We start from the raw sequence: 13,699 nt of genomic DNA on the forward strand, positions 1-13,699 counted from the left end.
ATGGTATCTAAGGCTAGTTGTGTTGTTTGGTCGGCCTTGTAAGCTGACCGGGTTTAGTAGTTAGACCAATGAAAAGCTTTCCAGAAATTCTGATTTTCAGAACTAAGGATAGCTTTTTTGATTTAAGACGGTACTAAAACGATATAGTTGCTCTTTTTTATCCCCAAAAAATAGTATAATTTTGGTTTTTCGAAACACATTTCTTTTTTAAATGAAAAACCACTTCCACTTATTTTCGATAGTAATTGTTTTTAGTTGTATTTCTTTTAATGCAATGGGGCAATCTCTTGTGTCAAAAGATAATGGGCTTAAAGATTCCTTGTACAATGCAATCGAGTTAAGGTTTTGAATTATTCTATGAAAGAATTTGACGCTTTGTTTTTTGAGTTTTTTCAGAAGAAAGCCAATCCTAATCTGATTTTGAGCAAAAAAGAATTTTATAGTTTTACCATTAAAATCGCTGCTTTTTCAGATCGATTAGCTAGTTTATATCCAACTCAAAAGGAAATCGCTGCCGAGAGCAAAAAGAAGTGGATGTCCGAATCCTACGAAGATTATTTGCTTTATAAAGCTTCTCAAAAAAAATAATTGTATTTTTATCCAATATTAGTCCCATACAAAAACAAAACATTGAAGTATTTTTTTCTTTTTTTAGTAGTAATTCTGTTTAACTCTTGTCAGTATTTTGGGAAGCAAGTGCCTTCTGAAAAGGAATTGTTGGCAAAGGAATTAAACGAAATCAACTGGAAGGAAGTAGATGAATTCCCGTCACTTACAGATTGTGAAAAAATAGAGGATAAGACCCAGCGTCAACAATGTTTTTTTGAGATATTAACTCAATTAATTCAAGAAAAATTAAGTGTTGATACCTTATCAGTACTTTATCCAGAGTTAGATACAATCGAAGTTAAAGTAACTGTTTTTCCAAATTCAACATTGCAATTCGAACCACAGTTTCCTAAAGATTCTGTAGCGTATGATACCATAAAAATTGACAGTATTTTAAAAGCTCGATTAGTTGATTTTCCGAAAGTGAATCCCGCAATTAAACGTGGAATTCCAGTTAAAACTCAATTCATACTTCCTGTTATTCTAAAAGTAGAGTAGTAGTTAAACAAACTCAAATTGGCAAACGAACGCATCATATTAGGAATTGATCCAGGAACTACCATTATGGGTTTTGGCCTGATTAAGGTCGTGAATAAGAAGATGGAATTCTTGCAATTGAACGAACTACAATTGTCTAAGTATGACAATCATTATCAAAAATTAAAAATCATTTTTGAACGTACTATTGAACTCATCGAAACGCACCATCCGGATGAAATAGCGATTGAAGCTCCATTTTTTGGAAAGAACGTACAATCGATGTTGAAACTAGGTCGCGCACAAGGTGTAGCTATGGCAGCGGGACTTTCTCGCGGAATTCCCATTACAGAATACGAGCCAAAAAAAATAAAAATGGCCATTACCGGAAATGGAAATGCCAGTAAAGAGCAGGTTGCCAAAATGCTTCAACAATTACTAGGTCTCAAAACATTACCTAAAAACTTAGATTCAACGGATGGACTAGCAGCTGCTGTGTGTCACTTCTTTAATTCGGGCCGACTAGAAATTGGAAAAAGTTATTCGGGTTGGGATGCTTTTGTGAAACAAAATGAAGAACGAATTCGATAATTTGAAAATGTATCAATGAGGAAATTATTTTCTTGTTTTGGACACATTTTTAAATTTTCAAATTAATTAATTTTCAAATTAAAATGTCAGGTATCTACATTCACATCCCTTTTTGCAAACAAGCATGTCATTACTGCGATTTTCATTTTTCGACTTCGATGAAGAAGAAAGAGGAAATGGTTTTGGCTTTAGCCAAGGAATTGCAATTGCGTAAGAAGAAGTTTCAAAAGGAATCCGTAGCAACAATCTATTTTGGAGGCGGAACACCATCTGTTTTGACTCCTGCAGAAATTAGGTTTTTGATTGATGCCGTTTACGAAAATTATACTGTAGTATCAACTCCTGAAATTACTCTTGAAGTCAATCCTGATGATTTATTTGAAGAACGAATTGCGGCATTTGCCGAACTAGGAATTAATCGTCTCTCGATTGGGATTCAGTCTTTTTTTGAAGAGGATTTGCAGTTGATGAACCGTGCACATAATTCGGAAGAAGCCCAAAAATGTTTGGAAATAGCCACCCGTTATTTCGATAATATTTCACTGGATTTGATTTACGGAATCCCCGGAATGACGAACGAAAGGTGGCAACAGAATATTGAAACGGCGCTATCTTTTGGAATACCTCATATTTCTAGTTATGCGTTGACGGTAGAACCTAAAACGGCTTTGAATAAACTGATTCAAACCGGAAAAATAGCTTCGCCTAATGATGAGGTTGCCCAAGAACATTTTATGATTTTGGTCGAAACCCTAGAAAACAATGGATTTGTTCATTATGAATTGTCCAACTTTGGCAAAGAAAACTATTTTTCTCAAAATAATTCGGCCTATTGGTTGGGTAAAAAATACCTTGGAATTGGTCCTTCAGCACACAGTTATGATGGCGTTTCGAGGAGTTGGAATGTTTCAAATAACGCTTTGTATTTAAAAGCGATTCAAAACGAAGAATTGCCTAATGAAATCGAAAAATTAACTTTAGAAGACCGCTATAATGAATATATTATGACAGGTCTACGAACCATTTGGGGTGTCTCTTTAGTTCGGATTGAGCAGGAATTCGGTATAGAATTTTTAAATTATTTAAAGCAACAATCACAAAAATTCATTGATGATGGGTTACTTTTTATTGCTGACGACATATTAAAACCTACGCTTAAAGGTAAATTTTTAACGGATGGAATAGCAAGTGATTTGTTTTACTTAAATTTGGAATAACTTAACCGCAAGGTTCGCCAAGTTTTCGCCAAGAACGCAAGATAAAAATATACGCCAATTTCAATATGACAGAAAACGAATTATCAAGAATTGTGTTTGATTGTGCTTTAAAAGTACATCAAAGTTTAGGTCCCGGATTATTAGAAAGTGCCTATGAAGAATGTTTGTTTTTTGAATTAAAAAACAAGGATTAAATGTCGAAAAACAGAAACCGTTACCGTTAATTTATGAAGAAGTAAAACTTGATATAGGCTATAGAATTGATATTATTGTAAACAATAAATTAATTATTGAAATAAAATCGGTGGAGGCTTTGAATGATGTACATTTTGCTCAATTGTTAACCTATTTAAAATTGACAAATTGTAAATTAGGCTTACTAATTAATTTCAATGTTACCTTAATTAAAAACGGAATAAAAAGAGTGGTCAATAATCTTTAAAACTTTGCGAACCTTGCGTAAAACCTTGCGCCCTTTGCGGTTAAAAAATATGATTACAAAAATCCAAAATTTCGAAATTGACTTATCAAAACCCATTGATATTTCGATTCCAATAACGAATGACGAGCAAAATCCTATTGCTTGGTATCAAAATGCGCCGGAAATAAAACCGGTAGTGATGGGAGATTGGGTGGGCAAAGTTTCAGAAGGACAGTCGTCAACTAATTTCAACAATCTGTTTTTTAATCCGCATGCTCACGGAACACATACGGAGTGTTTGGGGCATATCACAAAAGAGTTCTATAGCATCAATCAATATTTAAAACAGTTTTTCTTTTGGGCAACACTAATCTCAGTTCAACCAGAAAAAGTGGGTGCGGACTTAGTGATTTCAAAAGCGCAAATTGAAAAAGAATTGAATTTTTTTCAGCATTCAGAAATCAAACCCGAAGCGATTGTTATTCGAACGCTGCCTAATGACGTTTCAAAAAAATCATTGAAATATTCCAATACTAATCCGCCATTTTTGTCTGAAGAAGCTGCGTTGTTTCTTCGCGAAAGCGGAATCCAACATTTATTAATTGATTTGCCCAGTGTCGATCAAGAGAAAGACGGAGGAAAATTAGTGGCACACAAGGCCTTTTGGAATGTTAAAGACGTGAATTATTTGAATGAAGATGCAAGATTGAATTGCACTATTACCGAAATGATTTTTGTCCCTAACGAAGTTTCAGACGGTAATTATATGCTGAATTTACAGATAGCTTCCTTTGAAAATGATGCGAGTCCGAGTAAGCCAGTTTTGTATGCGATACAAAAAAAAACAATATACAGAGTTGAGATATGAATTTAGAAACCTTTTATGAGTATTGTCTTTCCAAACTAGGAGTCACTGAACACTTTCCTTTCAATGAAGATGCTTTGGTGCTTAAAGTGGGCAATAAAATATTTTTGTTGAGTTCGTTAAGTTCTTGGGAAATGGGAAATCCTAAAGTCAACTTGAAGTGTGATCCTGAAAAAGCACAAGAATTACGTGCCGAATATGAAGGCATACAACCGGGCTACCACATGAGTAAAAAACATTGGAACACGGTTACTATCAATGAAGACGTATCTGACAGCTTGGTCAAGGAATTAATCGATCATTCGTATGAATTGGTTTTTAACAGTTTGTCTAATAAAATAAAGAATGAAATTCTAATAGTAGAAAATTAGGTAGTATATTTACTTTAACTAAAATAATTCCCAAATAAAGAGTGTATGAACGATCAAATTAAAAAGTTTTTAAACGAAGAGCAAGACCCAAAAGCCATTGAGAAAGTCATGTCAAAATTGAGTGATTTATTGATGAAGAATGAAGAAATTGGTTATATCGCAGTACAAAAAAAACCTGCTATAACTGTTTTGCCCGATAGTATTGTGGTGACCAACAAACGAATTATCATTTGCCAACCTAAAAATTTAGGACTTTCGATGAACTTTACGGATTATTCTTGGGATGAAATTGAAAGTACATTTGTCAAAGAAGGTATTTTAGGATCTGATTTTTCATTTGTAACCAAAACCGCGATTTCCGTAACAATTGAATACATTCCAAAAGTACAAGCGCGTAAAATGTATGCTTTTGCAAAAGAACAAATAGATGTGCTAAAAAGCGGTAGTTCTATAACTCCTGATGTAGAAGAAGTTGAAACGGAGGAAGTCACTTCATTTGATGAAATAATGCCAGCTCATGCCGAATTTTCAGAAATAGAATCAATTGGTTCAGACAAAGAAAAACCATTGAATGAGTTGTCTTCAGACGAACTTTTTGAAAAGTTGCAGAATTATAAAAAACTACTCGATAACGGATTGATTTTACAAGGCGAATACGATGCTTTGAAAAAAGAAATTCTGAGTTATATGTAATAAAAAAGCGGTTTCAATTGAAACCGCTTTTTTTATTTTCTTGTTTTTAGAATGGAAAAACCGAGTAGTCCCCAAGCCACAATTAGCAATAACCCGCCAATTGGTGTAATGAAACCGATGCTTTTAAAATTGATTCCTGTGATTCCCATTGTGGACAACAGATAAATCGATCCTGAAAAGAAAAGAACTCCCAATACTACTAAAGTATAGATGTTTTTTTTAGTCTTCTCTACTATATCATTTTGGGTTGCCAGAACGAATAGAAAGAAAGCATGATACATTTGGTACCGTACGCCTGTTTCAAAACTCATTAATTGTTCTGGATTTAATACTTTTTTTAAAGCATGAGCGCCAAAAGCACCTAATATAATGGCAATCATTCCAAACAAAGCGGCTGTTGCAGTGATTTTTTTATTCATTTTTTACAAAAATATCTTTTATTCAATTAATTTCGATAAAACACATCTGCTTTTTTTAAAGCAGATGTATCTTAGTACTATTCCTGAATTGTAATAGGTAAACTGTATTGAACTCTTACGGGTTTACCGTTTTCAGTTGCAGGAGTCCAATTGGGGCACATTTTTAAAACTCGAATAGCTTCTTTTCCTAAGCCGAATTCATCATCTTTAATAATTTCAAATTCAGAAAGATTGCCATCTTTTTCAACCATAAATTTCATATAGATTTTACCCTTTCCCTTAAATCCTTTTGGAATTTGATAGTTTTCGCCAATGAATTTGTAAAAGGCTTCTATGCCTCCTTTAAATTCAGGATTTGTTTTTGTGGTACTTGGATGCCGAAGTACTGTTTGACCTGCTTTTGATAAATTTTCAATAGTTTCAGTGTTTTTATGGCAAGAAAATAGCAATAAAACAAGAAAAAGAGGGACGATACTCATTTGTTTTAGTAAAATGATTCTGGTTGATTTTTGTTTTGTCATCATAATTAATCGTTTTTTGGTTATTAAAAAATTTAAATTACTGGCCAAGTAAAAAGTTGTATTCTCGTTTCCTTTAGATAAAAGTAAAGATTGGTAAAACGGAACATTTGTATGGGTTTGAATCACTTTTTCATCAGAGATGAATTCATGGTTTAGTTGGATTGCTTTTTTGTAAATAATAAATAGCGGATTAAACCAAAAAACAGTTTTTAGAATTTCGACAAACAGGATGTCCCAACTGTGTTTTCCGGATACATGAGTTAGTTCATGAATAAATAATTCGTTTTCTATCTGTTCTGTTTCGTATTCCTTTTTATTAATAAAAATGTAATTTAGAAAGGTGTGAGGAAGCACTTTTTTATCTAATAAAACTAATTTTGCATTTTTATATTTTATAGTAGGATGAGACTGAATAGTAGTTTGTATTTGTTTTAAATTTAGCATAAACCGTATAGAAAGTAGGGTAGTAATTAACCCATAAATTATCCAAGTTAAGAGGACTATATTATTTGTTTTACTTGTGTTTGTAATAATGGTCTGTGGTAGTTGAATGTTATTGATGGAACTCAAAGGAGATTGAATTTTTTCAATAATTTCAAACGAAAAAAATGGAATTGCTAATGAAAATAAAAGTCCAAATAATAAGTAATAACGGTTGAAATGGTGCATTTTTTCTTTTTCAAGAAATAAATAATAGACCGAAAGTAAAACTACTAGGGATAAACTGGATTTGATTAGAAAGATTGTCATTTTTTCTTTTTTTGAATTTCACTATCAATTATTTTTTTTAATTCTTCAAGTTCAGCAGCAGTTAAATTAGTTTCTTTTGTAAAAAAGGAGGCAAATTGCGAAGCCGAATTGTTGAAAAAATTACTAATTAACCCGTTGACATGTTTTGAGAAATAGTCCGATTTTTTAACTAATGGGTAATATTCTCTAGCGTTTCCATTTTCATTATAGGCTATAAATTTTTTATCAATCATTCGCTTTAAAAGTGTTGCTACTGTTGTTGTTGCTGGTTTAGGATCTGGATAAGCTTCGAGCAAATCTTTCATAAACCCTTTTTTTAGCTGCCAAAGGTGCTCCATTAATTGTTCTTCTGAATTGGATAGTTGTACCATTATTTGATTTCGGTTTCTGTGATTAAATTACCGTTATTATAGTTTCTAAGTGTAATTAATTTTCCTTTTTCGTTATAATATTTCCAAATTCCACTGTAATACCAATGGTATTTTTGATTAATGCTGTCTAACTTTGTTTTTCCTTTCGATGCTAATTTCCCGTTTTGAAAATATATCCTTGTGTTGCAATACCCAGCTTTATATTTTTCTTTTTTGATAATTTTGTCATTCAAAAAATATTTCCATTTTTTTATGGGATTTCCCTTTTTATAGTTCCCTATGGATTTATAGGCTAAGCTATCTTCAGAATATTTTTCGATCGATAAACCTTCTCTTTCCTTGTTTGTTTTTTAATTTATGGCTTGATTATTTTTGCATCCGTAAAGGAGTGTTAATCCGGTCAAAATCAATAGAAATTTTTTCATAGATGATTTTTACTCTACAAATGTAGAATAAAAAATCAGTTCTACAAGCGTAGAGATTAAATTTAACATTTTATCTTTTTTAAACTATTTTAAATTTGTGTTTTTCTAAATGAGTTTTCGTTAAAAAAGAAGCTGCCAGAAAGAAAAGCTAAAAAAATCCATTTCCTAGAGAAGAAATGGATTGGTTTTCAATTTGTATGTAAGTTACTTGTCACTCAGTTCTACAAAATACTTGTAAAATAACGGAATAGTTTCGATTCCTTTTAAGTAATTAAAAATTCCGAAATGTTCGTTTGGCGAGTGAATAGCGTCGCTGTCCAATCCAAACCCCATTAAGATGGTTTTACTTTTTAATTCTTTCTCGAATAAAGCGACAATTGGAATACTACCACCGGAGCGAACCGGAATAGCAGGAACGCCAAAAGTTTCAGTGTACGCTTTGTTAGCGGCTTGGTAGCCAATGCTATCAATTGGGGTAACGTAGCCTTGTCCGCCATGATGAGGGGTTACTTTTACCGTTACGCCTGCAGGTGCAATACTCAAGAAGTGATTGGTAAACAATTCGGTAATTTCTTCCCAATCTTGATTTGGGACTAAGCGCATCGAAATTTTAGCGAAAGCCTTACTCGCAATAACAGTTTTGGCACCTTCACCAGTGTATCCACCCCAAATTCCGTTTACGTCAAGGGTTGGGCGAATGGAATTTCTTTCGTTGGTTACATAGCCTGTTTCGCCATAAACGGCATCAATGTCTAAGGCTTTTTTATAATTTTCTAAACTGAAAGGCGCTTTGGCCATTTCGGCTCTTTCGGCAGCAGAAAGTTCTTCTACTTTGTCATAAAATCCAGGAATAGTAATATGATTGTTTTCATCATGAAGCGATGCAATCATTTTGGTCAATACATTGATTGGATTGGCAACGGCTCCACCATACAATCCAGAATGTAAATCGCGATTAGGTCCTGTAACTTCCACTTCAACATAACTCAAACCACGAAGTCCTGTCGTAATAGAGGGTTGTTGATTTGAAATCATCCCGGTATCGGAAATTAAAATTACGTCATTTTTTAGTTTTTCTTGGTTGCGTTCAACAAACCAACTCAAACTTTTGGAACCAATTTCTTCCTCACCCTCAATCATGAATTTCACATTACAAGGCAAACAGTTAGAAGCAATCATGTATTCAAATGCCTTAACATGCATGTACATTTGTCCTTTATCGTCGCAAGCACCACGAGCAAAAATGGCTCCTTCGGGATGAATTTCAGTAGTTTTAATTACGGGTTCAAATGGGGGAGAAGTCCACAATTCCATTGGATCGGGTGGTTGAACATCATAATGTCCATATACCAAAACAGTTGGTAAGTTGGGGTTGATTGTTTTTTCGCCGTATACAATTGGATAACCCGGGGTATCACAAATTTCGACCAAATCACAGCCTGCTTTTTCTAAACTCGCTTTTACAGCATCAGCGGTATCAAACACATCTTGAGAATAAGCGGTATCAGCACTTACAGAAGGGATTTTTAATAGTTCAATTAATTCGTTAATGAAACGTTCTTTATTTTCTTGAACGTAAGACGATATGTTTTCCATGGTAAGGATTCTAATTTAATACAATCAAAAGTACAAAAAAGGAGTGAAATATTTTTTGTTTAATTTACTTTGAAAATTAGAACTTATGTGTATATTTGCACCCACAATTGAGCGGATATGGTGAAATTGGTAGACATGCCAGACTTAGGATCTGGTGCCGCAAGGCGTGTAGGTTCGAGTCCTATTATCCGCACAAAAAAAGCTTCTCATTGAGAAGCTTTTTTTATGGAGTGAATTTAAAGATTTTAAACGTTCTTTAAATTGATAATTTCTTGTTCTGTAAGCATTCTCCAGTTCCCTCGAGGCAAATTCTTTTTGGTTAAACCAGCAAAAGCGACACGATCTATACGCAAAACATTGTAATCAAAGTGCTCAAAAATTGAACGAACTACTTTTACATTCGCAGAACGCAATTTAAGACCCACTTCGCTTTTAGGTTCGTTGTCGATATAACTTACTTCTTCTACAAAAACTCGGTGTCCGTCTAAAACTAATCCTTTGCTTATTTTTTCTAAATCCTCAAATTTCAAATTTTTGTCTAACGAAACTTGGTAGATTTTAGATGATTTTTGGTTCGGCAAAGTGAACTTTCTAATCATATCGGTATCATTTGTAAACAATAATAAACCAGTAGTATTTTTGTCCATTCGTCCTACAGCTCCTATTTTTGCAGTCGTAGCACCACGAACCAATTCTAAAACGTTGCGGTATTCTTGACCTTCATCAAGAGCAGTAGTAAAGTTTTTAGGTTTGTTCAACAAGATGTATTCTTTTTTCTCAGGAGTTAAAAGCACCCCGTCAAAATTAACTGTATCGGTAATTTTTACTAAATACCCCATTTCAGTTACAGGTACTCCGTTAACTTTTACGTTTCCTGATTGGATGTAAATATCGGCATCACGACGGGAACATACTCCCGAGTTCGCGATGTATTTATTCAAACGAATTTCGTCAGCAGCTTTCGCTCTTTTTGGAGCTTGATTAGGTGTTTTGACTACCTTGTTTGCTTCTGCCTCTGCTATTTTAGTGTTGACTTTTGCTTTTTTAGGACCTTGCGCACGCTTTTGCATGGCAGGTTTTGGCTTATTTGAATTGGGTCTAGAACTATTGGTTCTTCCGCCACCTCTGTTAGTATTCATAATTATTGGTATTTTAGTATCTCCATTCGGACAGACTTGTCCTTCAATTGGCAAAGATAGTATTTATATCCTTGAGAAACGATTTTACTTTTAAGAGTGTCGTAGTTAGTGTAATAGCAACAATCGTTTTCCGTGCCATAAAACAGACGGATTAATGAGTACGATGCAAAAAACCCCTGCTACAATCAAAAATTTAAGTACGTTGTGCAATCGGAGAAATGCAGCTTTGGTAGTTGCTTTTTGTAAGGCCAATGCAAAGAAAATCAAGACGATTAAACAACTGTAAAAATACACATCCATATAACCCACATCGTAAATTTCGATTAAAATATAGACTGGAATTACAGTGCAAAATGCCAAAACAGTAATGATTTTTTTAGAAGTGTTTTCTCCGTAAACAATTGGAATAGTTTTGTAATTGTTAGCCAAATCGCCTTTTAGGTTTTCTAAATCTTTGATCATTTCCCGAATTAGCAATAACAAAAAAAGGAAACTTGCGTGTGCAAAAATGACCGCCAACTGATTCTTGTAATTTTCAATTTCTTCAAAAGGGATTTGGTTGTAATAATACAAAAGGATGGCAAAAAATGGCAAAACGGCTAACAAAGCTGACATTAAATTGCCAATTAAAGGTTGTTTTTTGATTTTGTGGGAATAGAACCAAATCAAAAAAATATACACCGAAAAGAATAAAAAAGCGCGCCAAGAAACAAACAACGCCATTGAAGCAACAATGAAATTGAGTGAAAAATAGACGCTTAATTTTGTCTTTTGACTTACAAATCGATCCAACATCGATTTAGTAGGACGGTTGATTAAATCTTTGCGGCTGTCGTAAAAGTTATTGATAATGTAACCCGATGCAATGGTCAATGCCGATGCAAAAACTAAAATAAACAAATTGAAATCAAGAAGGACATCCAAAGCTCTTTTTTCGGGAGCTAAAATAAAAATAGCCGAAAGGTATTGCGCCAAGATAATAATAGGAATGTTGTAGCCTCTTACCACAGAGAACAAGCTGATTATTTTTTTAACCACCAATTTGTTAGCTCTGCTTAACATCTATTTGTTTTTGTCGTTGGGAATTTTATCTCAGACTAGAATTGGTACACCACTTCTAATTTGTAGTCTTTCAAAGAAGCTTTGGCGCGTTCTAAATCTTCGGTAAAACCTAAGATATAACCGCCTCCACCAGAACCGCACAATTTCAAATAGTAATCGTTGGTGTCGATTCCTTTTTGCCAAATCCCATGAAATTCTTCAGGAATCATCGGTTTGAAATGACTCAAAACTACTTTTGATAATTTCTTAGTGTTGGCAAACAACGATTTCATATCACCTCCCAAGAAGTTCTCTACGCACGAATCGGTATATTTTACAAACTGCGTTTTCAGCATGTTACGGAAGCCTTGATCTTTTAGGTTTTCCATGAAAATATTGACCATTGGAGCAGTTTCGCCCACAATTCCAGAGTCGATTAAGAAAACGGCTCCTTTGCCATCCAGACTTTGCGTTGGAATTCCAGTAGCTTCAATATTGTCTTTTGAATTGATTAAAATAGGAATGCTTAAATAGCTATTTAAAGGATCTAAACCCGAACTTTTTCCGTGGAAAAAACTTTCCATTTGAGAGAAAATAGTTTTTAGTTCCAATAATTTCTCACGCGTTAGATTTTCTAAAACGGTGATTTTGTTTTGAGCATATTTGTCGTAAATCGCTGCCACTAAAGCACCACTACTACCCACGCCATATCCTTGCGGAATACTGGAATCGAAGTACATGCCGTTAGTAACATCAGCTTCTAAAGTAGCTAAATCAAAACGAACTAAATCAGGTTGTTCAATTTCTAAATTTTTCAAATGATTTACAAAACGCTTCAAATGCCCGTTAGAAGAAATAGCTTCTGCAGAAGGATTTTGATCACATTTTAGCGCACCATTGTAAAAATTATAAGGGATAGAAAGTCCTTTGGAATCTTGAATAATTCCGTATTCTCCAAAGAGTAATATTTTTGAATAAAAAAGAGGTCCTTTCATAGTGTTGATTAATCAATTAATTGACTGCCAATTCCAATTTCATCACAAATATACTGACCATTTTGACAATAGCCAACTAATTCGTCCTGAATAAATTGCAAGACTTTTTCTTTTACTTGATTTGGATAAAGAACATGTACATTCGCACCAGCGTCTAGAGTAAAGCAAACGGGTATTTTCGTTTCATTTCTAAATTGCCAAATGCGATTGATAATTTCTAATGTATTTGGTTTCATCAAGATAAAATAAGGCATCGAAGTCATCATCATAGCGTGTAATGTCAAGGCTTCGCTCTCCACAACGGCTATAAATTCTTCTAGATTTCCACTTTCAAAAATTGAAATCAGTTGATCTAAATTCTCATGTGCTTGCGCAAATCGCCTTTCGGCAAAAGGATGGTTGTGCATTAAGTCGTGACCTAAAGTACTCGACACTTGTTTCTCGCCTTTGTCAACCAATAAAATAGTGTCTTGGTAGTTTTTAAAATTTTCGTGAATGGCGTGTGGAAATTCCACCCCAAATAAATCAGAACTTCCTGGAATATTGGATTGGTTTCCCCAAACAACAACCTGACCTTTAACGCTTCGGCAAGCACTTCCAGAGCCTAAACGCGCTAAAAAAGAAGCTTTTTGGTAAAAATACTCCTCGCTCATTTCAGGATTCAATGCTTTTTCGAGACTCATCAAGTTCATCGCTAAAGCGGCCATTCCTGATGCAGAAGAAGCAATTCCTGAACTGTGTGGAAATGTATTTTGAGTGTCAATCGTGAAATGATAGTCTTTCAAGAAAGGTAAGTAGGATTCAATTCGTTCAAAGAATTTTTGAATTTTGGGTTTGAAATCTTCTTTCGGTTTTCCTTCAAAAAGTAAATCAAAAGAGAATCCCGATTCGCTTGCATTTTGTTTTTTGGCGAAAGCCAAATGCGTAATCGTTTTGCAATTATTCAAGGTAAAACTCACCGAAGGATTGGCAGGTACTTGATTTTCTTTTTTACCCCAATACTTTACCAATGCGATGTTGCTTGGCGCACTCCATTGAAAATTACCTTGTTCAACTGATTGTGTATATGGAGCTGGAATAAAATCGTTTGCTGTAGCCATGAATAAAAATTTTAGCAAAGATACTTTTTTTGCTGAATTGGTTTTGGGTTTATTTTGGCTATTGAATAGAATATTTTTGAGTAAATTTGGTTTTAAAT

At 34.0% G+C, this 13,699-nt stretch carries 16 protein-coding genes, 1 tRNA gene and 1 pseudogene; 9 read left to right on the top strand and 9 right to left on the bottom strand.

Annotated elements, in window-relative coordinates; genetic code table 11:
• Window positions 1–357: 357 nt before the first annotated feature.
• The 8 genes and pseudogenes from RMR09_RS00155 to RMR09_RS00190 all read left to right on the top strand — a co-directional run bounded on the left by RMR09_RS00155 (window position 358) and on the right by RMR09_RS00190 (window position 5,244).
• The gene (locus tag RMR09_RS00155) at window positions 358–588 is read left to right on the top strand and encodes a hypothetical protein (protein ID WP_310593812.1); all 231 of its coding nucleotides are present in this window, start codon (window positions 358–360) and stop codon (window positions 586–588) included.
• Between the two features lie 42 nt (window positions 589–630).
• Complete coding sequence (locus RMR09_RS00160; RefSeq protein WP_310593813.1) at window positions 631–1,107, top strand: hypothetical protein; 477 nt, start codon at window positions 631–633, stop codon at window positions 1,105–1,107.
• A gap of 18 nt (window positions 1,108–1,125) precedes the next feature.
• A complete protein-coding gene (gene ruvC / locus RMR09_RS00165; protein WP_310593814.1) occupies window positions 1,126–1,677 on the top strand; it encodes a crossover junction endodeoxyribonuclease RuvC in 552 nt (183 codons plus the stop codon).
• Window positions 1,678–1,760: 83 nt separating this feature from the next.
• Entirely contained in the window at window positions 1,761–2,894 is a 1,134-nt protein-coding gene (gene hemW, locus RMR09_RS00170) for a radical SAM family heme chaperone HemW (RefSeq protein ID WP_310593815.1), read from the top strand.
• Between the two features lie 65 nt (window positions 2,895–2,959).
• Window positions 2,960–3,336, top strand: a pseudogene (locus RMR09_RS00175) (GxxExxY protein).
• A 49-nt stretch (window positions 3,337–3,385) separates the two neighbouring features.
• Window positions 3,386–4,183 (top strand): cyclase family protein, encoded by a 798-nt coding sequence (locus RMR09_RS00180; RefSeq protein ID WP_310593816.1) that lies wholly within the window; start codon window positions 3,386–3,388, stop codon window positions 4,181–4,183.
• A complete protein-coding gene (locus tag RMR09_RS00185) occupies window positions 4,180–4,551 on the top strand; it encodes an MmcQ/YjbR family DNA-binding protein (protein WP_310593817.1) in 372 nt (123 codons plus the stop codon). Before RMR09_RS00180 ends, RMR09_RS00185 begins: the two co-directional genes overlap by 4 nt.
• Before the next feature lie 45 nt (window positions 4,552–4,596).
• Entirely contained in the window at window positions 4,597–5,244 is a 648-nt protein-coding gene (locus RMR09_RS00190) for a PH domain-containing protein (protein ID WP_310593818.1), read from the top strand.
• A gap of 32 nt (window positions 5,245–5,276) precedes the next feature.
• Here the strand turns inward: RMR09_RS00190 and RMR09_RS00195 are convergent, their stop codons facing one another.
• The 5 genes from RMR09_RS00195 to RMR09_RS00215 form a co-directional block, all read right to left on the bottom strand.
• The gene (locus RMR09_RS00195; protein WP_310593819.1) at window positions 5,277–5,663 is read right to left on the bottom strand and encodes a DUF423 domain-containing protein; all 387 of its coding nucleotides are present in this window, start codon (window positions 5,661–5,663) and stop codon (window positions 5,277–5,279) included.
• Window positions 5,664–5,740: 77 nt separating this feature from the next.
• A complete protein-coding gene (locus RMR09_RS00200; RefSeq protein WP_310593820.1) occupies window positions 5,741–6,934 on the bottom strand; it encodes a M56 family metallopeptidase in 1,194 nt (397 codons plus the stop codon).
• Window positions 6,931–7,305 carry a BlaI/MecI/CopY family transcriptional regulator gene (locus RMR09_RS00205; RefSeq protein ID WP_310593821.1) on the bottom strand — a complete coding sequence of 125 codons (375 nt, stop codon included), beginning with the start codon at window positions 7,303–7,305 and terminating at the stop codon, window positions 6,931–6,933. The genes RMR09_RS00200 and RMR09_RS00205 overlap by 4 nt, the downstream gene beginning before the upstream one ends.
• Window positions 7,305–7,538 (bottom strand): hypothetical protein, encoded by a 234-nt coding sequence (locus RMR09_RS00210; protein WP_310593822.1) that lies wholly within the window; start codon window positions 7,536–7,538, stop codon window positions 7,305–7,307. Before RMR09_RS00210 ends, RMR09_RS00205 begins: the two co-directional genes overlap by 1 nt.
• Before the next feature lie 396 nt (window positions 7,539–7,934).
• Window positions 7,935–9,326 (bottom strand): dipeptidase, encoded by a 1,392-nt coding sequence (locus RMR09_RS00215; protein WP_310593823.1) that lies wholly within the window; start codon window positions 9,324–9,326, stop codon window positions 7,935–7,937.
• Window positions 9,327–9,437: 111 nt separating this feature from the next.
• Here RMR09_RS00215 and RMR09_RS00220 point away from each other — a divergent pair.
• Window positions 9,438–9,519: transfer RNA gene (locus tag RMR09_RS00220), tRNA-Leu, on the top strand.
• Window positions 9,520–9,571: 52 nt separating this feature from the next.
• Here RMR09_RS00220 and RMR09_RS00225 read toward each other — a convergent pair.
• From RMR09_RS00225 to RMR09_RS00240, 4 genes are all read right to left on the bottom strand, one after another.
• Window positions 9,572–10,465: a pseudouridine synthase gene (locus RMR09_RS00225; protein WP_310593824.1), complete on the bottom strand. Its 894-nt coding sequence runs from the start codon at window positions 10,463–10,465 to the stop codon at window positions 9,572–9,574.
• Between the two features lie 105 nt (window positions 10,466–10,570).
• Complete coding sequence (locus tag RMR09_RS00230; protein ID WP_310593825.1) at window positions 10,571–11,527, bottom strand: geranylgeranylglycerol-phosphate geranylgeranyltransferase; 957 nt, start codon at window positions 11,525–11,527, stop codon at window positions 10,571–10,573.
• Window positions 11,528–11,562: 35 nt separating this feature from the next.
• Complete coding sequence (locus RMR09_RS00235) at window positions 11,563–12,501, bottom strand: mevalonate kinase (RefSeq protein ID WP_310593826.1); 939 nt, start codon at window positions 12,499–12,501, stop codon at window positions 11,563–11,565.
• An 8-nt stretch (window positions 12,502–12,509) separates the two neighbouring features.
• A complete protein-coding gene (locus RMR09_RS00240; RefSeq protein ID WP_310593827.1) occupies window positions 12,510–13,601 on the bottom strand; it encodes a diphosphomevalonate decarboxylase in 1,092 nt (363 codons plus the stop codon).
• Between the last annotated feature and the right edge of the window lie 98 nt (window positions 13,602–13,699).

Origin of the sequence: Flavobacterium sp. (assembly GCF_031537875.1) — a bacterium.
In the GTDB taxonomy this organism is placed as follows: Bacteria; Bacteroidota; Bacteroidia; order Flavobacteriales; family Flavobacteriaceae; genus Flavobacterium.

Bases quoted from the DNA above. Each gene is read 5' to 3' on its own strand.
- RMR09_RS00155 (WP_310593812.1), top strand. From the start codon at position 358: ATGAAAGAATTTGACGCTTTGTTTTTTGAGTTTTTTCAGAAGAAAGCC.
- hemW (WP_310593815.1), top strand. From the start codon at position 1,761: ATGTCAGGTATCTACATTCACATCCCTTTTTGCAAACAAGCATGTCAT.
- RMR09_RS00180 (WP_310593816.1), top strand. From the start codon at position 3,386: ATGATTACAAAAATCCAAAATTTCGAAATTGACTTATCAAAACCCATT.
- RMR09_RS00185 (WP_310593817.1), top strand. From the start codon at position 4,180: ATGAATTTAGAAACCTTTTATGAGTATTGTCTTTCCAAACTAGGAGTC.
- RMR09_RS00190 (WP_310593818.1), top strand. From the start codon at position 4,597: ATGAACGATCAAATTAAAAAGTTTTTAAACGAAGAGCAAGACCCAAAA.
- RMR09_RS00195 (WP_310593819.1), bottom strand. From the start codon at position 5,663: ATGAATAAAAAAATCACTGCAACAGCCGCTTTGTTTGGAATGATTGCC.
- RMR09_RS00200 (WP_310593820.1), bottom strand. From the start codon at position 6,934: ATGACAATCTTTCTAATCAAATCCAGTTTATCCCTAGTAGTTTTACTT.
- RMR09_RS00205 (WP_310593821.1), bottom strand. From the start codon at position 7,305: ATGGTACAACTATCCAATTCAGAAGAACAATTAATGGAGCACCTTTGG.
- RMR09_RS00215 (WP_310593823.1), bottom strand. From the start codon at position 9,326: ATGGAAAACATATCGTCTTACGTTCAAGAAAATAAAGAACGTTTCATT.
- RMR09_RS00225 (WP_310593824.1), bottom strand. From the start codon at position 10,465: ATGAATACTAACAGAGGTGGCGGAAGAACCAATAGTTCTAGACCCAAT.
- RMR09_RS00230 (WP_310593825.1), bottom strand. From the start codon at position 11,527: ATGTTAAGCAGAGCTAACAAATTGGTGGTTAAAAAAATAATCAGCTTG.
- RMR09_RS00235 (WP_310593826.1), bottom strand. From the start codon at position 12,501: ATGAAAGGACCTCTTTTTTATTCAAAAATATTACTCTTTGGAGAATAC.
- RMR09_RS00240 (WP_310593827.1), bottom strand. From the start codon at position 13,601: ATGGCTACAGCAAACGATTTTATTCCAGCTCCATATACACAATCAGTT.